Origin of the sequence: Streptomyces sp. NPDC017991 (assembly GCF_044328075.1) — a bacterium.
GTDB lineage: Bacteria > Actinomycetota > Actinomycetes > Streptomycetales > Streptomycetaceae > Streptomyces.
In genome coordinates this window covers 202,989-224,545 of sequence record NZ_JBIRGP010000002.1, presented here as the reverse complement: position 1 = coordinate 224,545, position 21,557 = coordinate 202,989, and the positions used below count along the sequence as shown (strand labels likewise).

Below are 21,557 nucleotides of genomic sequence, written 5' to 3'. Positions count from 1 at the left end.
GTTACGGCCGTGTGACACGCAAGTGGACGTACCCAGACGCCTTCGATCTGGGTATGTTCCCCAACGTCAGGGCAGCCACCGCGTCGTCGAGGAGTCGAGACCCGTGTCGGAAAACAAAGATCCCCACGTAGCCGCGAACGGCGACAGCGGCGTCGAGAGCGTCGGCGCAGGCGTGAAGTTCGTTTATGACTTCACCGAGGGCAACAAGGAACTCAAGGATCTCCTCGGCGGCAAGGGTGCCAACCTCGCCGAGATGACCAACCTGGGGCTTCCCGTGCCTCCCGGCTTCACCATCACCACCGAGGCCTGCAAGACCTACCTCGACAGCGGCGACGAGCCCGCGGCACTGCGTGACGAGGTGAGCGCGCACCTCGACGCCCTCGAAGCGAAGATGGGCAAGAAGCTCGGACAGGCCGACGACCCGCTCCTCGTCTCGGTCCGCTCCGGCGCCAAGTTCTCCATGCCCGGCATGATGGACACCGTCCTGAACATCGGCCTCTCCGACAAGTCCGTACAGGGCCTGGCCAAGCAGGCCGGGGACGACCGCTTCGCGTGGGACTCGTACCGCAGGCTCATCCAGATGTTCGGCAAGACCGTCCTCGGCGTCGAGGGCGAGCTGTTCGAGGACGCGCTGGAGGCGGCGAAGCACACCAAGAAGGTCGCGGTCGACACCGATCTCGAAGCGGCCGACCTGAAGAAGCTCGTCGCCAAGTTCAAGAAGATCGTCAAGACCGAGGCGGGCCGGGACTTCCCGCAGGACCCGCGCGAGCAGATGGACCTCGCCATCCACGCGGTCTTCGACTCCTGGAACACCGAGCGGGCCAAGCTCTACCGCCGCCAGGAACGCATCCCGCACGACCTCGGCACCGCCGTCAACGTCTGTTCCATGGTCTTCGGCAACCTCGGCCCCGACTCCGGCACGGGCGTCGCCTTCACCCGCGACCCGGCCTCCGGACACCAGGGCGTGTACGGCGACTACCTGCAGAACGCGCAGGGCGAGGACGTCGTCGCGGGCATCCGCAACACCGTCGCGCTCGCCGACCTGGAACAGATCGACAAGACGTCGTACGACCAGCTCATGCAGATCATGAAGACCCTGGAGAACCACTACCGGGACCTGTGCGACATCGAGTTCACCATCGAGCGCGGGCAGTTGTGGATGCTCCAGACCCGCGTCGGCAAGCGGACGGCAGGTGCCGCCTTCCGTATCGCCACCCAGCTCGTCGACCAGGGCCTCATCGACGAGGCCGAGGCGCTGCAGCGGGTCAACGGCGCCCAGCTCGCCCAGCTGATGTTCCCCCGCTTCGACGACTCGGTGGCCGGAGGCGAGAAGGTGTCGCAGATCGGCCGGGGCATCGCCGCCTCGCCGGGCGCCGCGGTCGGCAAGGCGGTCTTCGACTCGTACACGGCCGTCAAGTGGTCGCGTTCCGGCGAGCAGGTCATCCTGGTCCGCCGCGAGACGAACCCCGACGACCTCGACGGCATGATCGCGGCCGAGGGCATCCTCACCTCGCGCGGCGGCAAGACCTCCCACGCGGCCGTCGTGGCGCGCGGCATGGGCAAGACCTGTGTGTGCGGCGCCGAGGAGCTGGAGGTCGACACCAAGCGGCGCCGGATGACCGTCCCCGGCGGGCACGTGGTGGAGGAGGGCGACGTCATCTCCATCGACGGCTCGTCCGGCAAGGTCTACCTGGGCGAGGTCCCGGTCGTGCCGTCCCCCGTCGTGGAGTACTTCGAGGGCCGGATGCACGCGGGCGCCGACGACGCCGACGAACTGGTCGAGGCCGTCCACCGGATCATGGCCTTCGCCGACCGCAAGCGCCGGCTGCGGGTGCGCGCCAACGCCGACAACGCCGAGGACGCGCTGCGCGCCCGCCGCTTCGGCGCCCAGGGCATCGGCCTGTGCCGCACCGAGCACATGTTCCTCGGTGACCGGCGCGAGCTGGTGGAGCGGCTGATCCTCGCGGACACCGACGCCGAGCGCGAGGAGTCGCTGAAGGAGCTTCTCCCGCTCCAGAAGCAGGACTTCGTGCAGCTATTCGAGGCGATGGACGGCCTGCCGGTCACGGTCCGCCTGCTGGACCCGCCGCTGCACGAGTTCCTGCCCGACATCACCGAGCTGTCGGTCCGGGTGGCCCTCGCGGAGGCCCGCCAGGACCCGCACGAGAACGAACTGCGGCTGCTCCAGGCCGTCCACCGGCTGCACGAGCAGAACCCGATGCTCGGCCTGCGCGGCGTACGTCTCGGGCTGGTCATCCCGGGCCTGTTCACCATGCAGGTACGGGCGATCGCCGAGGCAGCCGCCGAGCGCAAGAACGCCAAGGGCGACCCGCGCGCCGAGATCATGATCCCGCTCGTCGGCACGGTCCAGGAGCTGGAGATCGTCCGCGAGGAGGCCGAGCAGGTCATCGCCGAGGTGCAGGAGCACGCCGGCGTGGACCTCAAGCTGTCGCTCGGCACGATGATCGAGCTGCCGCGCGCCGCGCTCACGGCCGGCCAGATCGCGGAGGCGGCGGAGTTCTTCTCCTTCGGCACGAACGACCTCACGCAGACCGTCTGGGGCTTCAGCCGGGACGACGTGGAGGCCAGCTTCTTCACGGCCTACCTGGAGAAGGGCATCTTCGGGGTCTCCCCGTTCGAGACGATCGACCGGGACGGCGTCGGCAAGCTCGTGAGCGACGCGGTGAAGGCCGGCCGTGAGACGCGGCCCGACCTCAAGCTCGGCGTCTGCGGCGAGCACGGCGGCGACCCGGAGTCGGTCCACTTCTTCCACGAGGTGGGACTCGACTACGTCTCCTGCTCCCCGTTCCGCATCCCGGTGGCGCGCCTGGAGGCGGGCCGGGCGGCCTCGTCCTCGACGGGCAGCGACCACCGGTAGGCCCACGGGGCTCCGGGCCCGTCATCCGTCACCCACCCTCACCGGCGGCCGACGGACCCGGTGCGCGAAAGCGGAGAGGCGGCGCCCTGTGCGGGGGTGCCGCCTCTTCGCTGTGCGCCGGTGCGCCGGTGCGCCGATGTGCTGGTGGGCCCGTGCGTCAGCGGGCGTCGCGTCGCCTGCGCAGGGTGAACAGCACGCCGCCGCCGGCCAGCAGGACGGCCGCGCCGCCGGCCGCGATGTACGGGGTGGCGCCGCTGCCCCCGGTCTCCGCCAGGTCGGGGTTCCGCCGGCCGGTGTCCGTGCCCTCGTCCTTCGTGCCCTTGTCGTCGGTGTCCTTGTCCTGGTCGCTCGCGGGGACGAAACCGGCGGGCGGCTTGTCGCAGCCGATGCCGTCCTTGTCGCGGTCCAGGTGCTCGCCGTAGTGGTCGTCGCCCTTGACGATGTTGGAGTACCCGTTCTCGTAGGCCTCGGTGCAGTTCTTGAACGGGTGCAGGCCGTCGTGGGCCTCGGCGGTGGTGACGGACAGGGCGGCCAGGGCCAGCGCGGCGACGGCCACGGAGGCGGACTTGCGGAACAGGTTCACGGTGAGCCCCCAGATATCTGTCGATATCCGTATGCATGATCACTAGGGTGATCTGTCGGATTCGAGGTGACGAAAGTATGAGAGGGGCTCGCGGTGCTGCGGCGGAATGACGGACCCGTGATGCGAACGTGACGTGACCGGACGGTAGCTCTCCGCTCACGGCCTCCGTCCCGGCGGGGGCGGGCCGCGCAGTTCCCCGCGCCCCCAGGGGCAAAGCAGGGGCGCAGCCCCGCTTTAGGGGCGCGGGGAACGGCGCGGGCAACCCCCACCGGGCCGCGCTGAGGTCAGAACCTCAATGCGCCCGTACCTCGTACGTCCTCACCCGCACCGACTCGTCGTCCAGGCACACGCCCGACGCCAAGTCGAACCGCTGCTTCAGGAGCGGCGAGGCCACGAACGGCCGCCCCTGGTGCGAGCCGGTCAGCCCGCGGGACAGCACCGCCGCGCCGGAGAACGGATCACGGTTGTCGATCGCGTACATACGGCCCGTACGGTCCAGGAAGACCGCCACCTGCCGCCCGTCCGGCAGCAGCGCCGCCACCCCCCGCCCGGGAATCAGCACGGACAGGTCGCACACCGCGAACCAGTCGTCGGAGGCGGCCGTACCGGCCGTGTCGTTCGGTTCGGCCAGCCGGAGCTGGACCCTGAGCGTCGTGGTCTCGGGTGCGAGCGTCATCGCTGGGCGCTTCCTTCCAGGGGACGGGTGCCGATGGTCAGCAGCGGCAGGTCGGGCTTGATCTGGTCGCGCTCCGGGACGAAGCCGACGACCGGGTCCGGCGTGTCCGGCGCGTTCACGAAGGAGACGAAGCGGGACAGCTTCTCCGGGTCGTTGATGGTCTCGGCCCACTCGTCGCGGTAGGCGGCGACATGCGCCGTCATCAGCGACTCCAGCTCCTCGCAGATGCCCAGCGAGTCCTCCACGACCACGTCACGGACGTGGTCCAGGCCGCCGGGGATCCGCTCCAGCCACGTCGAGGTGCGCTCCAGCCGGTCGGCCGTGCGGATGTAGAACATCAGGAACCGGTCGATCAGACGGATCAGCTCGGCGTCCGAGAGGTCCTGCGCGAGCAGGTCCGCGTGGCGCGGAGTCGCGCCGCCGTTGCCGCCCACGTACAGGTTCCAGCCGGCCGCCGTGGCGATGATGCCGAAGTCCTTCGACTGGGCCTCGGCGCACTCGCGGGCGCACCCGGACACCGCCGACTTGAGCTTGTGCGGCGACCGCAGACCCCGGTAGCGCAGCTCCAGGTCGATGGCCATGCGCACCGAGTCCTGGACGCCGTAACGGCACCAGGTCTGCCCCACGCACGACTTGACCGTCCGCAGCGACTTCCCGTACGCGTGCCCGGACTCGAAGCCCGCGTCCACCAACCGGGCCCAGATGAGCGGCAGTTGCTCGACGCGCGCACCGAACATGTCGATCCGCTGACCGCCCGTGATCTTCGTGTAGAGGCCGAAGTCCCGCGCCACCTCACCGATCACGATGAGCTTCTCGGGGGTGATCTCACCGCCGGGGATGCGCGGCACGATCGAGTACGAGCCGTTCTTCTGCAGGTTCGCGAGGAAGTGGTCGTTGGTGTCCTGGAGGGCGGCCTGCTCACCGCCCAGGACGTAGTTCTCGGCGCCGATCGTGGGCGCGAGGGACGCGACGATCGAGCCGACCGTGGGCTTGCAGACCTCACAGCCGTCACCGCCCCGCGCGTCCTCGCGGCCGTACCGGTCGAGCAGCTGCTGGTACGAGGAGATGCGCAGGGCGAGGACGATCTCGTACAGCTCCTCGCGGGTCTGGGAGAAGCAGCCGCACAGGCCCTTGTCGACCTCGACGCCGCTCGCCTCCAGCTCGGAGGTGACGAGCTGACCGAGCACCTTGACGCAACTGCCGCACCCGGTACCGGCCTTGGTGCACTTCTTGACCTCGGGGACCGTCGTGCACGCGTGCTCGGTGACCGCGCCGCGGATCGCGCCCTTGGTGACGTTGTGGCAGGAGCAGATGATCGCCTCGTCCGGCAGGGAGGAGGGGCCGAGCTGGACGGGAGCGCCCGCGCCGGCCGGCAGCACGAGCTGCTCCGGGGCGATCGGCGGCACCGAACCGGTGAAGGCCCGCAGGGTGCCGTACGCGTCCGCGTCACCGACCAGGATGCCGCCGAGCAGTTCCCCGTTCCGCCCGATGACGAGCTTCTTGTACGTGCCCGAGCGGGAGTCCGCGTAGACGACGTCGAGGCAGTCGGCGGCGGCGCCGTGCGCGTCACCGAAGGAGGCGACGTCGACACCGAGGAGCTTCAGCTTGGTGGAGAGGTCGGCGCCCGTGAAGGAGGCCGCGCCGGCGGTGTCGGTGAGGGGGGCCGCGGCGGCGGCGATCGTGGCGGCGGCCGTCTCGGCCATCTCGTAGCCGGGTGCCACCAGGCCGTAGACCCGGCCGTCCGAGGCCAGCGCGCACTCGCCGATCGCGAAGACCTGCTGGTCGGAGACCGTACGGCACTGGTCGTCGACGCTGATTCCGCCGCGCTCGCCCACGGTGAGTCCGCAGTCGCGGGCGAGCTGGTCACGGGGGCGTACACCGGCCGAGAACACCACCAGGTCGGTGGCGACCGTCGAGCCGTCGGAGAGCTTCATGCCGGTCACCGCGCCGTCGTCGCCGGTGACGACCTCCTGCGTGCCCGTGCCGGTGTGGACCGTCAGGCCCATGTTCTCGATGGTCCGGAGGAGCGCCGCGCCGCCGCCCTCGTCGACCTGGACGGGCATCAGCCGGGGCGCGAACTCCACGATGTGCGTGGTGAGTCCGAGCCCCTTCAGCGCACCGGCGGCCTCAAGCCCCAGCAGCCCGCCGCCCACCACCGCGCCGGTCGTCGCCCGCGCCTTCGCGTACTCCTCGATGGCGAGCAGGTCCTCGATCGTGCGGTAGACGAAGCAGCCCTCGGCGTCCTTGCCCGGTACGGGCGGCACGAAGGGGAACGAGCCGGTGGCGAGGACCAGCGTGTCGTAGCCGAGGACGAGACCCGAGCGGGCGGTGACCTTCCGGGCGGCCCGGTCGACGGTCTCGGCAGGATCGCCGATGTGCAGCTCGATCCCGTGTTCCTCGATGAACTCCATGTCCGTCACGGACAGTTCCTCGGGCGTGCGGCCCGAGAAGTACGAGGTGAGCTGCACGCGGTCGTACGCGGGCCGCGGCTCCTCGCACAGCACGACCACCCGGTGCGTGGCGGTCAGGCCGCGCTCGGCCAGCGCTTCGAGGAAGCGCTGGCCGACCATGCCGTGGCCGACGAGCACGATCGTGGGGCGGGGGCCAGTTCCCACCGGTGCGGTCGTGGACATCAGGAGCCTCCATCGTTGGTGAGCAGGTGGAGCAGCGGGGCGCCGTCCGTGGGGAGCGGTTCCGCTCCCTCCCAGGCGCGGGCGAGCGCGCCGACGGTGCCGAGCTCGCCGACGAGCACCCCGCCGACCAGGCGGTCGTCGCGGACGACGACCTTGCGGTAGGTGCCGCGGGTGGCGTCGGTGAGCTGGATGACGTCGTCCCCGGGGAGCGGGGTGTGCTCCCCGAAGGCGGCGAGGTCGAGCGGGCCGCCGGAGGCGGGGGAGCCGCCGGTGGTGAGGGTCAGCCGGGTGAGGGCGCGGGTGCCGCTGTAACCGGCGGCGCCCTGCGCGGGTGCGGTCCCGGCCGGTGACACGTTCAGTGACGCGGCCAGCAACTCGGCGAGTACATCGGCCTGTTCGAGCGCGGGCGCGGCCAGTCCGTACACCTGCCCGTCGTGCTGCGCGCAGTCGCCGATCGCCCGGATGTGCGGGTCGGAGGTGCGCAGCTCGTCGTCGACGATGACGCCCTTGTGCACGGCGAGACCCGCGTCCTGGGCGAGGCCCGCGCGCGGACGCACTCCGCAGGCCAGCACCACCAGGTCGGCGCCGAGGGTGTATCCGTCGGCCATCTCGACCAAGCGGACCGCGCCCCCGACGCAGCGCACACCGCGCACCCGGCTCTCGGTGTGCACCTCGACGCCGAGGTCCTTGAGGTGCCGGAGCACCAACTTGGACGCCGACGGGTCGAGCTGACGTTCCATCAGACGTTCGCCCTGCTGGGCCAGGACCACCTGCGCGCCGCGTTCGGCGAGCGCGCGGGCGGCCGAGACACCGAGCAGTCCGCCGCCGATGACGACGGCCCGGGTGTCCTGCCGTACGGCGCCGGACAGGCCCAGGCAGTCGTCCATCGTGCGGAACGCGTGGACGCCCTCGGGCAGTTCGTGCCGGTCGGGGGCGAACAGGCCGCGCAGCGGCGGCAGTACGGGGTTCGAGCCGGTGGCCAGGACCAGCGTGTCGTATGCGATCACCGTGTCGTCGGCGAGGTGCACCCGCCGCCGGACGCGGTCGATGCGCACCACCCGGCCGCGGGTCAGCCGCTCGGGCGTCGGGAGTGCGATGACCTCGGGGGCGTACCGCCCCGCCAGGACCTCCGCGAGCAGCACCCGGTTGTACGGGGTGTGCTCCTCCTCGCCGACGAGTACGGCGGGCACGCCGAGCTCTGAGAGCCTGCGGGCGAGACGTACGCCCGCGAGGCCGGCGCCGATCACCACCACACGCGTATTCGAGGTCATGTACCGCAGCGTGCGGTGCCGGTGTTACCCGGCCGCATCACGACTGTTTCCCGCGGGGAACGCTGCCCTCAGCGGGACCCGGACGCGGATGTGAGGGTTCTCGGGGGCCGGTTCCCGACCCCCGGGCTCCGTGCGAGCATCCAGGCAGCCGCCCGTCCGGGAACCTCAGAAGTCCCTCAAGGTTCACATAATTCATGGACGACGCATCTATCTCGTCCATAGGGTCGCGATCATGCCCGACATATCGCTGACCATGGTCGTCGTCCTGTGCCTCGCCGCCCTCGCGGCCGGCTGGATCGACGCGGTCGTGGGCGGCGGCGGCCTGCTCCTCCTGCCCGCGCTGCTGCTCGGCCTGCCGAACACGGGCTCGGTGGCCCAGTACGCGCTCGGCACCAACAAGGCCGTGGCGATCGTCGGGACGACGGGCGCGGCGGTGACGTACGCGCGCAAGGCGCCCGTGGACGTCCGCACGGCGATACGGATCGGTCTCGCGGCGCTCGCCGGGTCCACGGCCGGGGCGTTCGTGGCCACCGGGATGAGCACCGAGATCCTGAAACCGGTGGTCATGGTCGTCCTGCTCGGCGTCGGCACCTTCGTGATCATGAAGCCCGCGTTCGGTACGGCCCCCTCGACCGAGCCCGTCCCACCGCGCCGCGTCCTCGCCGCGATCGGACTCGCGGGCCTGGGCATCGGCTTCTACGACGGGCTGGTCGGCCCCGGCACGGGCACCTTCCTCGTACTCGCCCTGACCGCGATGCTGCACCTCGACCTGGTGTCCGCCTCCGCCACCGCGAAGATCGTCAACTGCTGCACGAACGCCGGCGCGCTCGCGACCTTCGCCTGGAAGGGCACGGTCTTCTGGCAGCTGGCCGCGCTGATGGCCGTGTTCAACCTCGTCGGCGCCATGACCGGGGCGCGCACCGCGCTCAAGAAGGGCAGCGGCTTCGTACGGGGCGTGCTGCTGACGGTGGTGTTCGCGCTGGTGGCGAAGCTGGCGTACGACTTCTGGCTCTGAGCCCCGCAGGCCCCCCGCCGGCCCCCCACCGCCCCCCCCGACGATCAGGATCGCCGGCTGCCCGTGAGGTGGGCGAAGACGACCACGTTGCCCTGGTAGCCGGTGCCCGCCGAGTAGCCGCCCCCGCAGGTGATCACGCGCAGTTCCGGGCGCCCCGCGGCCCCGTACACCCTCTCGTCCGGGAAGTCGCGGGCGTCGTACACCTCGACCGCGTCGACGGAGAAGAGGGCGACGCTGCCGTCCCGGCGTCCGACCTCGATCGTGCTGCCCTTCCTGAGGGCGCCGAGCCGGTAGAAGACGGCGGGGCCCTCGGCGTTGTCGACATGGCCGGCGACGATCGCGGTGCCCTTCTCACCGGGCGCGGTACCGGCCTCGTACCAGCCGGCGAGGTTCTTCCTGGCGGCGGGCGGCACGTCGAGGCTGCCCTGCGGGGAGAGGCCGAGGCCCATGAGGGGGGCGTCCACCCGGATCGAGGGGATACGGACGCGGTCGGGCGGCGAGTGCGGCAGCGCGTGGACGGCGGGCCGGTCCACATGGCCGTTCTCATGACCGCCCGCGCGGGCCTGCGCGGCCGACGGCTGGGGCGGCGCGTGCGTCTTCGCGCCGCTGTGCAGCAGCCAGGCCCCGCACAGCAGGGCGACGAGGGTGGCGGCGGCTATCGAGATGTTGGAGATGTTCGAGATGCCACTGAACGGACGCACTCGCACCTGAGCCCCCTCTCTCCCTCTCTCACGACCTCTGGAACGGTTCTACGTGTCCCGCGTCCCCCTCCGGGCCGCGAGGGGCATCGGGCCAGGAGGGGGAGGGGACGGCGGTACCGGTGGACAGCGGAGGGTGTCCGTCAGATCCCGTCGCCTCTCGCCCGGCGATGCAGGAGCCAGGTACCGCCCGCGGCGGCGACGGCCAGGGCGGCCACTCCCGCCGCGGTCTGCACGGGGTCGGGGCCGAGTGCGCCGCCGACCCCCGTCTTCACACTTCCTCGCGGGTGTACCGGCGTCTGCGGCCTGCTCTCCTGGGTGGAGGTGAGCGTGACCACGAGGTCGCCGGTCATCCGCGCGCCGCTCGAACAGCGCACGACGATCTCGTACGTGCCGGGCTGCGCGGAGGGCGGCACCTCGAACCGTCCGACCGCGTCCTGTTCGTGCGCGCTGGGGATCAGCGTGAAACGGCCCGCGCCGACGGCCCCGGCGTCACCCGACACGGCGTCGTCGGCCTCGCACGACGCGGTGTTCACGGTGACCTCGGCGCCGGGCGCGACGGTGGCCGGATAGAGCTCGATGGCCTCCGCGCCACCCGCGCCACCCGTGTCCACACCCGCCCCGTACGCGGGCGCCGCGCAGAGGGCCGCCGAGGCGACGGCGAGCGCGGTACCGGTCAGCAGGCGGGCTGTGCGCATCGTGCTCGCTCCTGTCGAGGGGGCGCGACCCGCGACACCCCCATGTGTCGCTGCGTCGGTCACGCCCTGCCCTACCGAGGTAAGTGGCAGTCGACGGCGTACGCCTCCTGATGAGACGTCAGAAGTGAGGTGAACGGGTGTCAGGCGGGGGACGCGCGGTGCCGTCCCGGCGACGTTTCACCAGGTCACGGGGGTATGAAGAGTGCTGTGGCAAAAAGAACCCGAAGAGAACGGGCGGCACGTGTGAACGGGTGACCGGTTCCCGCCGGCGGCGCCTTGACCTCAAGTTTGGTTGAGGTGTGAGTCTCGGTTCATGAACCCCACAGCGGATGTATCCGCACCTCTTCGCGCCGCCGTTTCCGCTCCCCTCAAGGTCGCCGTCATCATCGGCAGCAACCGGGAGGGCCGCTTCGGTCCTGTCGTCGCGGACTGGCTCCTGGGCCGGCTCCGCGAACGCGACGACCTCACGGCCGAGGTGGTGGACACGGCCGACGCCGGACTGCCGACGGCCCTCTCCTACTCCCCGACGCCCGAGGTGACCGCCGAGCTGGCCAAGATCACACCCAAGCTGGCGGCGGCCGACGCCTTCGTCGTCCTGACCCCCGAGTACAACCACTCCTTCCCCGCCTCGCTCAAGGCCCTGATCGACTGGCACTACGAGGAGTGGCGGGCCAAGCCCGTCGGCTTCGTCTCGTACGGCGGGGTCTCGGGCGGTCTGCGGGCCGTCGAACAGCTCCGCCAGGTCTTCGCGGAGCTGCACGCCGTCACCGTCCGCGACACCGTGTCCTTCCACAACGCGGGCGCGTCCTTCGACGACGAGGGCCGCCACCGGGACCCCGCGGCCCCGGACGCGGCCGCGAAGGTGATGCTGGACCAGCTGGGCTGGTGGGCGGCGGCGCTACGGGACGCCAAGGCGACGCGCCCGTACGGCAGTTGAGGTTTTTTGGTCGTCACTCGGCATCGGCGAGGGCCTCCGCCACCGCCCGGTGGCCCACGGCCGCGAGCACGGGATTGGTGACCCGGTAGTGGTGCTCGGCCGTCAGTCCGAAGTACAGGGCCCAGCCGCGCCCGCGGGCCCAGGTGGCGTCGTCGACGTCGGCGGCCTCGCGGAACAGGGGCCGGGTCCCGGCGTCGAACACGGCCCAGGCGGCGAGTACGTCCGCCGCCGGATCGCCGGTGCCGAGCCCGCCGAAGTCGATGACCGCGCTGAGGCGACCGTCCCGGGCCAGCAGATTGCCGGGCAGGAGGTCGCCGTGCAGCCAGACGGGGGCGCCGGTCCACCGGGGGACCCGCAGGGCGTCCTCCCAGGCGGCGGTCGCGGCGCCCGCGTCCAACGTGCCGTCCGCGCCGAGATCACGGATCGCGGTACGGACGTGACGGTCGTCGGCGAGCGGCCCGCCACGCCAGGACGGCGGCCCGCCGACGGCGTCGACCTCGCGCAGCGCGGCCACGAACCGTCCCAACTCGGTCGCGGCATGAGCGAGTTCGGCGCCCTCCTCCAGGGGCTGGTCATAGACGTTGCTGCCGTCCAGCCACCGGAACACGCCCCACGGGAGCGCGTACCCCTGCCCGGGGGCACCCGCGGCGAGCGGCACGGGGACGGCGAGCGGCAGCCGCGGCGCGAGCCTCGGCAGCCACCGCTGCTCCTTCTCGACCTGCCCCGCCCCGCCGGGCAACCGCGGCAGCCGTACGACCATGTCGTCGCCGAGCCGGTACATGGCGTTGTCGGTCCCGGCGGACACGACCTGCTTCACGGGCAGCCCGGCCCACTCGGGAAACTGCTCCGAGACCAGCCGCCCGACGAGCGCCTCGTCGATGTCGAGTTCGTCGGGGTGCATCTTCATGTCGGTCATGGCCTTCTGCGTGTGGGTGGAGAGTGGACCGTACCTGCCGCTCCCTCGTCCCACCGGGTTTTTTGCGGCGCGAGCAGACCAAGGACAGGGCGCGGCCCACCAAGTCCCGTGCGAGTGGGGCATCGCGAGTCGCCAGGTGCCACCTGCGTGCCGCACCTGCAAAAGCGATCAAAGGTGCAATATGTCTTGAATGAGTAGATCTACGGATTCCTTTCACCCGGGTCGGCCGACCACGCGTTCCGCCCGAACCGCCGCGGTCGCCGTCTGCGCCACAGCGTTCTGTGCGCTGCTGCTCGCCGGATGCGGCGACAGCGACGACGGGCGGTCCCCCTCCGTCTCCCGCGCCTCCGCTTCGCCGGCGGCGGCCACGACGAGCGGGCTCTCCGATGACCAGCGCGAACGTGCGGCGCTGATCCCCGCGGACAAGACCGGCTACCGCAAGGCCGTGAGCACGGCCGTTCACGAAGTGCCCGACGGAACGGTCACCGCGCTCGAACTGGAGCGGGACAACAAGGGCAAGCCGGTGTGGCGGGCCACGGTGGCCACGAAGGACGGCACCGAACACGAGGTGGAGCTGGACGCCGCCACCGGCAAGGTCACCAGTTCCCGCACCGACTCGGACCAGGACGGCGACGACAAGCGCGACCTGGCCCGACAGCTCTCCGAGGCCAAGGTCTCCTCCCAGAAGGCGGTCGACATCGCCACCGGCCGCACCAAGGGGACCGTCACCTCCATCGACCTCGACGACGCCGACGACGGCACCCTGATCTGGTCCGTCGACATCGTCACGACCGACGACTGGAACAAGACCACCTACGACGTCGACGCCACCAACGGCAAGGTCGTGCGCGAGCACGTCGACCGCGACTGAGCCCTGTTCGGCGGATCCTGCCGCGTTCGGGGCTCGGTGAGACCCGGCTGCGGCAGATCGTCGACGGGTTTCGTCTTCGCGTCGCGCGGACGAACAGAGGTCGTGCCGTTGTGGGCGACGCCGCCGATGGACTTCGGGCCGCTGCCCTCGGCGAGGAGGTACGCGAAGCAGGTGGGGAACGTCGTATGCCTTGTCCGCATGCGGCTCTTCGCCGTCGTGGACATTGCCGGCGCCGAGATCCCGACGGCGAGGGGCAGTCCGTTCGCGTCCGGCGGGATGTGCATCCTGGTACCCGGCTTGCGCTGGTCCACGGGGCTCGCACCTGTGTGTTCGCTGCGCAACAGCGGTGCGAAAGCTCGCGTCTGAGGCTGGGTCACCTTCTGGCTGGTCTTAGATACATGAAAAATTTGTTCGGGGGAACCGTCGACCGTTCGGTGCCTCTGTGGTGAATGCTGTGTGCACCCAGTGACCAAAGGGGTCACTGGGCTCACTTTTCCCTGGGGGGGGAAATGTCGCATTTACGTGCGTACGGCCATGCCCATTTCCGGGCGAGATACGGTCTCGTAGCGGCCCTGGCGGCCTTGTCGCTCGCCGCGAGCGCCGTGCCGGCCCTCGCGGCACCGGCCGCTGAGCCGACGGACCCCGAGCCGGTCTCCGTGTGGGGCAAGGACACCGGCAAGGCGACCGCGCCGGCGGTCAGGGTCGGCGAGACGAAACCGGCCGAGCCGGTGGCCGAGGCACCCCTGTCACCGGAGCGGCAGGCCTGGCGCAAGGCGCAGAAGGAGCGCGCCACGTCGACCGGCACGGGTGCACGTTCCGGCACCGCGGGCAGGTCCGCGCAGGCTGCGGCGGCTGCCTACGTGCCCGAGGGGCAGGGCGATGTGTCCTGGCATCAGATCGCGGACTTCCGTGTCACCGACTCCCTGGTGGCGCGCGTCGACTACTCCACCGGCAACCTGATGCTGGCCGCCACCGACTTCGACGTTGCCGGGGTCGGGCAGAAGCTGCAGCTCGCCCGCACCTACAACTCGCTGGACGCCCCCTGGGGCAAGGTCTCCCAGCGCTGGTGGCAGACGTACGAGCGGTACGCGCAGATCAACGCCGACGACATCGTGCTCTACGACTCCACCGGCGCGTCCTGGACGTTCACCAAGAACACCGACGGAACGTACAAGACACCGGCGGGACTGTCGAAGGACCTGAAGAAGGACGCGGACGGCACTCTCACCCTGATCGACCGTAAGTCCGGGGTGAGAGACACCTACGACGCGAACGGCACGCTGACCAAGGTCACGGAAAAGAACAAGGGCGTCATCACCGTCGAGCAGCACGACGAGGGCACCGAGCACAAGGGCTTCAAGCTCACCGAGAACCGCTCCGGCCGCTCCGTCGACCTGCTGAAGACGGACGCCTCGCAGTGGCAGGCCAAGGACCACACCGGCCGCACCGCCGTCTTCGACCTCAACCCCGCCGGCGACCTGGCCAGGACGACGGACACCGAGGGCAAGGCCACCGACTTCGAGTACGACTCCTCCCGCCGCCTCACCAAAATCACCACCCCCGAAAAACGCGTCACCGTCTTCACCTACGATGCCGCCAACCGCGTCACCAGCATGCTGCGCGCCACCGCCTTCGACGGCTCCGGCCACACCGGTCCCACCTACCGGTACACCTACAGTGCGTCCGACCCGAAGGCCGCGGGCATCACGACGGTCACCGATCCCGAATCTCATGCGACGAAGTACACGCACAAGGCCGACGGCACGGTCGAGAACGTCGTGGACCCCTTGAACCACAAGCGGTCGAAAACGTTCGACGCCAACAAGAACGTCGCCACGGCCGAGGACGCCATGGGCGTCGGCGGAGCCGGCGGCAACGTCACGACGTACGGATGGGACGCCCGCAACAACGCCACTTCCGCGACCCTGCCCACCGGCGGCAACGCGACAGCCGGCTACCAGACCGTCGCGGGCACCGACCTGCCCGACAGTTCCAAGAGCATGGACGGCGAGGAGAGCAAGTACACCTACGACGCCGCCGGCAACACCAAGTCGGTCGCGGTGCAGGGCACCGGCGGCGGTACCCGGTCCTTCGACTACAACCCCGCCACCCCCACCTGCGGCGGCTTCGAGGGCCAGATCTGCAAGGCCGTCACCAAGATGACGGCCGCGAAGTCGGTCACCACTGCCTTCGCCTACGACGCCAAGGGCAACCTCACCAAGGTCACCCCGCCCGCGCCGCTGAACGCGAACCCGATCGTCTACACCTACGACGCGCTGGGCCGCACGGAGACGACCGTCGACGGCCGCGGCATCGAGAGCGTCTACACCTACGACCACCGCGACCGCGTCAAGGAAGTCTCCACGACCAACACGACCGTCACCTACTCCTACGACGGTGACGGCAACCTCAAGCAGCGCACCGACGACATCGGCACCATCAAGTACGACTTCGACCCGCTCTCGCGTGAGACGGTCCGCACCCTGCAGGACGGCTCGCAGACCGTGCTGGCGTACACGGCGGCCGGCAACGTCGACACCTACACCGACCCCCAGGGGGTGGTCGACTACACCTGGGACGAGGCCAACCGCCTCAAGTCCCTCAAAGACCCCCAGGGCCGTCTGACGGCTTACAGGCACAACGAGAACGACGTGCGCACCGAGACCACCTATCCCGGCGGCACCGTCCAGACGGTCAAGCCCGACAAGTCCGGGCGTCCCGAGAGCGTCAAGACCACCTCGCTCAAGGGAACCCTGGTCAGCCTCGCCTACACGTACGCGTACACCGACGGCGCCGGCAAGACGGCGGACGGGGCGAAGATCCGTACCTCCACCGACGCCGTGTCCGGGATGAAGACCACCTACGAGTACGACAAGGCCGGCCGTTTCTCCTCTGCGGAGGAGAAGAAGGGCACCACCCCCAACTCGTCCTGGCAGTACTGCTACGACCTCGCGGGCAACCTCACCTCCCAGGGCGTCGAGCCCGGCTGCCCCCGCGGCACCACCTACACCTACAACGACGCCCAGCAGCTGACGTCGAAGAACGGCTCCACGACGAACTGGTCCTACGACCCGGCCAGCAACGAGACCGCAGGCGCCTCCACTCCGGAAGGCACGCGTACGGCCGAGACGTGGTCGGACTTCTCCCAGCTCACCTCTCTCACCGTGGGCGGCAAGACCTACCCGGGTGAGTACGGCTCCACCGACTCCAGCGAACGCCACCGCCTGGGCGACACCTACTACCACCCCGGCCCCATCGGCCTGGCCGCCGAGACCACCGCCGGCGTGGACACCGGATTCGTTCGCGAAGCCGAGGGCACGCTCAATTCCATGACCCGTGACGGCAAGGCGTACTACTACCTCACCGACGCCCTTGGCTCCGTCGTCGGCCTCGCCGACGAATCCGGCACGAAGGTGAACACGTACTCCTACAGTCCCCGTGGCGTCACCCGCCCCGAAACCACCGAGAAGGCCGGCGTCTCCCAGCCCTACCGGTTCGCCGGCGGCCACCAGGACCCCACGGGCATGTACCACCTCGGCGCCCGCTACTACGACCCCAACATCGGCCGCTTCACCCAACAAGACCCCTCCGGCCAGGAGAAGAACCCCTACCTCTACGCCGAAGGCGACCCCGTCAACCGCATCGACCCCAATGGTCTATTGAGTCTGTCGGGCCTCGCGGACGGCCTGGGAAGTGCTGCCGGGAACATCGCCGATGCCTACGCCATCGCGTCGGCCATCGGTGACGGTGACATTCCGGGTGTCGCCGCGAGTGTGGCCAGCTACACCGCGGGGTTCGTTGCCGGCAGCGTCTGTACGGCGGCCTCGACCGCAACCGCCTTCACCACCGCGGTGGGATGCGTCGGAGTCGGCTTCGCCGCAGGGGCCTCCGTGGGTAACTACCTGGAATCCTGACACCTGTGCGGGGCAGGGGTTTCGCCCCTGCCCCGCACCCACGACCAAGCTCACGAAGGAAATCAACTTGTCGAACAACGACCCAGTTCAGAAACCGTTTTACGGCGAGAGCAAGAAGAAGAACTGGCTCTATCTCCTGCTCGCGGTCTGCGTTCTCTATGTGCTTATTGGCGTTGCCTACATGCTGTCCGGAGCTTCCGCGGCAGAAGCGTGGTTGAAGCCCATGGGCCTCTTTGCTCCCGCTGCGGGAGTGGCGTTCGTGATGCAGAGGCGGCACAGCCAGTAGGGCCCTGTCACTCGGTGGTGCGACATCACCGAGGATCAGGACGAGACCTCGCCCTGGTCGGGTGGGCCGTTGATCGAGGCCGCAAGTGGTCGGGCGATACGGTGTCGGATTCTTCGCCGGCGGAGCATCACCGCAGGTAGTCGTAGTTGTAGCCCCTGTCCGCGTAGAACTTGTCCGGGCGTCGGCGTCGTGGTCCGCGGCGTGAACGTATCGGAGGGATGCCGCTGACGGGCGGCTGCAGGCCGAGCCTGTCGTGCATGTTGGCACCGGAGATGCCGGGCGAGAGAGGCAGTCCCCTTCGGTCCGTGGTGGCTGTCCCACACCGCCAGGGCAAGGCCGTTGCTGCCGTCGGCCCGGGTCGCGGGGAACTGCGCGACCAGCCCCACCGACCCGCAGCGTCCCGCCGGGCTCGGCTCACCCCATCCGCTCCACCCGAACCGCACACCCCTTGAACTCCGGCATGCGCGACACCGGATCAAGCGCCGGATTCGTCAAGGTGTTGGCCCGTCCCTCCCCCGGCCAGTGGAACGGCATGAACACCGTGTCGGCCCGGATCGTGGTCGTGATCCGCGCCGGCGCCACCGCCCGCCCCCGCCGCGACACCACGGCCAGTGGTTCCCCCTCCACGACCCCGAGCCGCTCGGCCAGCCGGGGGTGCAACTCCACGAAGGGGCCGGGCGCGGCGGCGTTCAGCTCGTCGACGCGGCGCGTCTGCGCACCCGACTGGTACTGGGAGACGACCCGGCCGGTGGTCAGCAGCACCGGGTACTCCTCGTCCGGCTCCTCCGCCAGCGGCCGATGACTCACGGCGACGAACCGCGCGCGCCCGTCCGGGGTGGCGAACCGGTCGAGGAACAGCCGGGGCGTCCCGGGATGCACTTCGCCCTCACCGGCATCGGCATCGGCATCGGCACCGGCGTGCCCAGTCGGCCCACCCGCCCCCTCCGCCGGACAAGGCCAGAACACCCCGCCCTCCTCGATCAGCCGCCGATACGTGATCCCCGAGTAATCGGCGGCCCCACCCGCACTCGCCCGCCGCAGCTCCTCGAAGACCTCCTCCGGATCCGTGGGGAAGCCCTTCTCCACGCCCAGGCGGGCGGCCAGTTCCCGCATCACGTACAGGTCGCTGCGAATGCCGTCCGGCGGCGTGATCGCCTGCCTGCGCAGCAGGACACGGCCCTCCAGGTTGGTCGTCGTGCCCGTCTCCTCGGCCCACTGGGTGACGGGGAGGACGACATCCGCCAGCTCGGCCGTCTCGGACAGCACCACGTCGGCGACGGCGAGGAAGTCCAGCGACCGCAGCCGTTCCTCGACATGGGCGGCCCGGGGCGCGGACACCACCGGGTTCGAGGCCATCACCAGCAGCGAGCGGATGTCCGTACCCATGGCGTCGAGCAGCTCGTACGCGCTGCGGCCCGGCCCCGGCAGCGAGTCGGGGTCGATGCCCCAGACCTCGGCCACATGCCGCCGCGCCGCCGGGTCGTCGAGTTTGCGGTAGCCGGGCAACTGGTCGGCCTTCTGCCCGTGTTCACGCCCGCCCTGCCCGTTGCCCTGCCCGGTGAGGCAGCCGTACCCGGAGTGGGGCCGCCCTGCCCGCCCGGTCGCCAGGCACAGGTTGATCCACGCGCCGACCGTGTCCGTGCCCTTGGACTGCTGCTCGGGGCCGCGCGCGGTGAGCACCATCGCGGACTCCGGCTCGCAGAACATCCTTACGGTCTCGCGGAGTTGGGGAACGGACACCCCCGTGATCCGTTCCACGTACTCAGGCCAGTGCGCCATCGCGGCGGCCCGCGCCTCCTCCCAGCCGCTCGTACGCTCCTGGATGTACGCCTCGTCCGTACGACCCTCCGCCACCACCAGGTGCAGCAGCCCGAGCGCCAGGGCGAGATCCGTGCCGGGACGCGGCGCGAGATGCAGATCCGCCTGCTCGGCCGTGCGCGTGCGGCGAGGATCGATCACGATCAACGTGCCGCCGTTCTCCTTCAACTCCGTGAGGTAGCGGAGCGCGGGCGGCATGGTCTCGGCGAGATTCGAGCCGACGAGGATCACGCACCCCGTCCTCGGGATGTCCTCCAGCGGGAAGGGCAGCCCGCGGTCCAGGCCGAAGGCCCTGATGCCGCCGGCCGCAGCGGACGACATGCAGAACCGTCCGTTGTAGTCGATCTGCGAGGTGCCGAGCGCGACCCGGGCGAACTTGCCGAGCGTGTACGCCTTCTCGTTGGTCAGCCCGCCCCCGCCGAAGACCCCGCACGCGTCCGGGCCATGCTCCGTACGCGTGCGGGACAGCCCCTCGGCGATCCGGTCGAGCGCCTCCTCCCAGCCGGCCGGGCGCAGCTCGCCGTCCGTGCGGACCAGCGGGGAGGTCAGCCGTACCCGGGACGAGAGCAGCGCGGGCGCGGTGCGGCCCTTGCCGCACAGGGCGCCCCGGTTCACCGGGAAGTCGGTGCGTTCCGTCACCTCGACCACGCTGCCGCCGTGGCCGTCCGGCACGGGCGTCAGGTTCATACCGCACTGCAGTGCGCAGTACGGGCAGTGGGTGGGCGTCACGGAGGTCTGCATACCGCCCAGCGTGCGACGGGCGTGTTACGCGGCAGGACGCACCCCGTTACGCGGCAGGCACGGGGACCTCCCCGCCCGCCCCGGCCGACCGTGAGGGCGCCCGCGGGGAGGCGCGCCCGCACAAGGAGGGGGCCCCGGACAAAGAGGGACGGTGGGGCGGGAGCACCCGCCAGTGCTCCCGCCCCACCGCCCGCTCGGAGACCGCGCTCACCCGGCCACGCGAGCGCGGCCACGCTCACCCGGCCACGCGAGCGCGGCCACGCTCACCCGGCCACGCGCGAGCGGCCCCCGCGGGACCCGCTCGCGCGGCCCCGCTCAGCACTCGTACGCGTAGTACGGCTCGTCGCCCGGCTCCAGGCCGATGCGCCCGACCCCGCCGGGGGCGATCTGGATACAGCTGGGGTCCCACCCGTCGACTTCGACAGTGGCGGAGATCGTGTGGCCGCACGCATTGTGGATGTCGGCCCATCCCCAGCCCGAGCCACGGAGCTTGGCGCACCCGGGCTCCCTCAGCGACCCGTCGCTCTCCGCCGAGGCGGTCGCCACGGCACCCGGCACCGACAGCAGTGCGGCCGCCATGGCGGCGACGAAAGCGGTACGAAGTCCAGTCATCATGTGTCCTTCCCATCAAGCCCAGTTGAAGGTCCGGGCTGCTGAAATAGACACTATCCGTAGTCACTTGACTACAGAACGCTGCGGACACGCTTTCACGCGGCAGGGTGAGCGACCGCCGTCAAACCCCGTCGACGGCGTGACATCCATCTCGTCCCTACTGCCCGGCAGACTGTTTGGCGGTCGCCAACGCCCTTTCCACGCCCGGCTCTTGGGGCCCCAGGAAGGTGGGATCCGGCTCGAAGACGGCATCCAGGAGCGCCTTCCCGGCCGCCATCACCTCGCGGGCCCCGCCGTAGTACCAGGTCGTGTCGTGCACGTCGTCCACCCCGACCCCGTACGACTCGACGCCCGCCTCCTGGCACAGCGCGACCGCGCGCCGGATGTGGAAGCCTTGGCTGATCAGTACGGCCTCGTCCACGCCGAAGATCTTCTTGGCCCGTACACAGGAGTCCCAGGTGTCGAAGCCGGCGTAGTCGCTGACGACGCGCCCGTCGGGCACGCCCCGCTTCGTGAGGTAGGCGCGCATGGCGTCCGGCTCGTCGTAGTCCTCGCGGCTGTTGTCGCCGGTGACCAGGACCACCTGGATACGGCCGGCCCGGTACAGCTGCGCCGCCGCGTCCAGCCGGTGCGCGAGATACGGGGACGGCTCGCCCTGCCACAGCCCGGCCCCGAAGACGACCGCGACCTCGGTGCGCGGCACGTCCGCCGCCGTCCGCAGCCGGTCGCCCGTGACCGTGAACATCCACGCCGACGGGAGCAGTGCGAGCACGCACCCGGCCATCACGGCCTGCACGGCGCGGCGCTGCCCGGTGCGGGTACGCGGCAGCCGCGGTCTCAAGGACTCCGGCAGTCGCGGCAGTCGCGGACGTCTCGGACGACGCATGGGACGGTCCCTCCCCGGGTGGCCTCGCCACGGGAGACGCGAAGCGGGGCCGTCCGGTTCACTCCGCGTCACTTTGCTCGTGGCACCGCATCTCACACGGCTCCGCACCCCACCGTGAAGCCCC

General features: G+C 70.6%; 16 protein-coding genes and 1 pseudogene. 6 read left to right on the top strand and 11 right to left on the bottom strand.

The window, feature by feature from the left end; all coding sequences use genetic code 11:
* The first annotated feature begins 103 nt into the window (after window positions 1-103).
* Window positions 104-2,878 (top strand): pyruvate, phosphate dikinase, encoded by a 2,775-nt coding sequence (gene ppdK / locus ACH4DZ_RS05600; protein WP_398285652.1) that lies wholly within the window; start codon window positions 104-106, stop codon window positions 2,876-2,878.
* Between the two features lie 157 nt (window positions 2,879-3,035).
* Here the strand turns inward: ppdK and ACH4DZ_RS05595 are convergent, their stop codons facing one another.
* From ACH4DZ_RS05595 to ACH4DZ_RS05580, 4 genes are all read right to left on the bottom strand, one after another.
* Window positions 3,036-3,461, bottom strand: coding sequence for an LAETG motif-containing sortase-dependent surface protein (locus ACH4DZ_RS05595; protein WP_398285651.1), 426 nt, complete (start codon window positions 3,459-3,461; stop codon window positions 3,036-3,038).
* Between the two features lie 292 nt (window positions 3,462-3,753).
* Complete coding sequence (nirD, locus tag ACH4DZ_RS05590; protein ID WP_398285650.1) at window positions 3,754-4,137, bottom strand: nitrite reductase small subunit NirD; 384 nt, start codon at window positions 4,135-4,137, stop codon at window positions 3,754-3,756.
* Window positions 4,134-6,770 (bottom strand): nitrite reductase large subunit NirB, encoded by a 2,637-nt coding sequence (gene nirB, locus ACH4DZ_RS05585; RefSeq protein ID WP_398285649.1) that lies wholly within the window; start codon window positions 6,768-6,770, stop codon window positions 4,134-4,136. The genes nirD and nirB overlap by 4 nt, the downstream gene beginning before the upstream one ends.
* Complete coding sequence (locus ACH4DZ_RS05580; protein WP_398285648.1) at window positions 6,770-8,041, bottom strand: NAD(P)/FAD-dependent oxidoreductase; 1,272 nt, start codon at window positions 8,039-8,041, stop codon at window positions 6,770-6,772. Before ACH4DZ_RS05580 ends, nirB begins: the two co-directional genes overlap by 1 nt.
* A gap of 232 nt (window positions 8,042-8,273) precedes the next feature.
* On the opposite strand from ACH4DZ_RS05580, the gene ACH4DZ_RS05575 reads away from it, so the two are divergent.
* Entirely contained in the window at window positions 8,274-9,056 is a 783-nt protein-coding gene (locus ACH4DZ_RS05575) for a sulfite exporter TauE/SafE family protein (RefSeq protein WP_398285647.1), read from the top strand.
* 44 nt (window positions 9,057-9,100) lie between these two features.
* Here ACH4DZ_RS05575 and ACH4DZ_RS05570 read toward each other — a convergent pair whose 3' ends face one another.
* Window positions 9,101-9,757 (bottom strand): class F sortase, encoded by a 657-nt coding sequence (locus ACH4DZ_RS05570; RefSeq protein WP_398285646.1) that lies wholly within the window; start codon window positions 9,755-9,757, stop codon window positions 9,101-9,103.
* 140 nt (window positions 9,758-9,897) lie between these two features.
* Window positions 9,898-10,452 (bottom strand): hypothetical protein, encoded by a 555-nt coding sequence (locus ACH4DZ_RS05565; RefSeq protein WP_398285645.1) that lies wholly within the window; start codon window positions 10,450-10,452, stop codon window positions 9,898-9,900.
* Between the two features lie 313 nt (window positions 10,453-10,765).
* Here ACH4DZ_RS05565 and ACH4DZ_RS05560 point away from each other — a divergent pair, with 313 nt between their 5' ends.
* Window positions 10,766-11,389 (top strand): NADPH-dependent FMN reductase, encoded by a 624-nt coding sequence (locus ACH4DZ_RS05560; protein WP_398285643.1) that lies wholly within the window; start codon window positions 10,766-10,768, stop codon window positions 11,387-11,389.
* A 13-nt stretch (window positions 11,390-11,402) separates the two neighbouring features.
* Here ACH4DZ_RS05560 and ACH4DZ_RS05555 read toward each other — a convergent pair whose 3' ends face one another.
* Window positions 11,403-12,305: an aminoglycoside phosphotransferase family protein gene (locus tag ACH4DZ_RS05555; protein WP_398285642.1), complete on the bottom strand. Its 903-nt coding sequence runs from the start codon at window positions 12,303-12,305 to the stop codon at window positions 11,403-11,405.
* 190 nt (window positions 12,306-12,495) lie between these two features.
* Between ACH4DZ_RS05555 and ACH4DZ_RS05550 the strand changes: the two genes are divergently transcribed.
* From ACH4DZ_RS05550 to ACH4DZ_RS05540, 3 genes are all read left to right on the top strand, one after another.
* The gene (locus tag ACH4DZ_RS05550) at window positions 12,496-13,176 is read left to right on the top strand and encodes a PepSY domain-containing protein (RefSeq protein WP_398285641.1); all 681 of its coding nucleotides are present in this window, start codon (window positions 12,496-12,498) and stop codon (window positions 13,174-13,176) included.
* A 509-nt stretch (window positions 13,177-13,685) separates the two neighbouring features.
* The gene (locus ACH4DZ_RS05545; protein ID WP_398285639.1) at window positions 13,686-17,090 is read left to right on the top strand and encodes an RHS repeat-associated core domain-containing protein; all 3,405 of its coding nucleotides are present in this window, start codon (window positions 13,686-13,688) and stop codon (window positions 17,088-17,090) included.
* A gap of 67 nt (window positions 17,091-17,157) precedes the next feature.
* Complete coding sequence (locus ACH4DZ_RS05540; protein ID WP_398285638.1) at window positions 17,158-17,376, top strand: hypothetical protein; 219 nt, start codon at window positions 17,158-17,160, stop codon at window positions 17,374-17,376.
* Between the two features lie 89 nt (window positions 17,377-17,465).
* Here the strand turns inward: ACH4DZ_RS05540 and ACH4DZ_RS05535 are convergent.
* The 4 genes and pseudogenes from ACH4DZ_RS05535 to ACH4DZ_RS05520 all read right to left on the bottom strand — a co-directional run.
* Window positions 17,466-17,680: pseudogene (locus tag ACH4DZ_RS05535) on the bottom strand (IS5/IS1182 family transposase); the annotation flags it as partial.
* Window positions 17,681-17,790: 110 nt separating this feature from the next.
* Window positions 17,791-19,935, bottom strand: a complete 2,145-nt coding sequence (locus ACH4DZ_RS05530; protein ID WP_398285637.1) for a molybdopterin oxidoreductase family protein — start codon at window positions 19,933-19,935, stop codon at window positions 17,791-17,793.
* 315 nt (window positions 19,936-20,250) lie between these two features.
* A complete protein-coding gene (locus tag ACH4DZ_RS05525; protein WP_398285636.1) occupies window positions 20,251-20,547 on the bottom strand; it encodes a hypothetical protein in 297 nt (98 codons plus the stop codon).
* A 157-nt stretch (window positions 20,548-20,704) separates the two neighbouring features.
* Complete coding sequence (locus ACH4DZ_RS05520) at window positions 20,705-21,433, bottom strand: vancomycin high temperature exclusion protein (protein ID WP_398285635.1); 729 nt, start codon at window positions 21,431-21,433, stop codon at window positions 20,705-20,707.
* Window positions 21,434-21,557 lie beyond the last annotated feature (124 nt).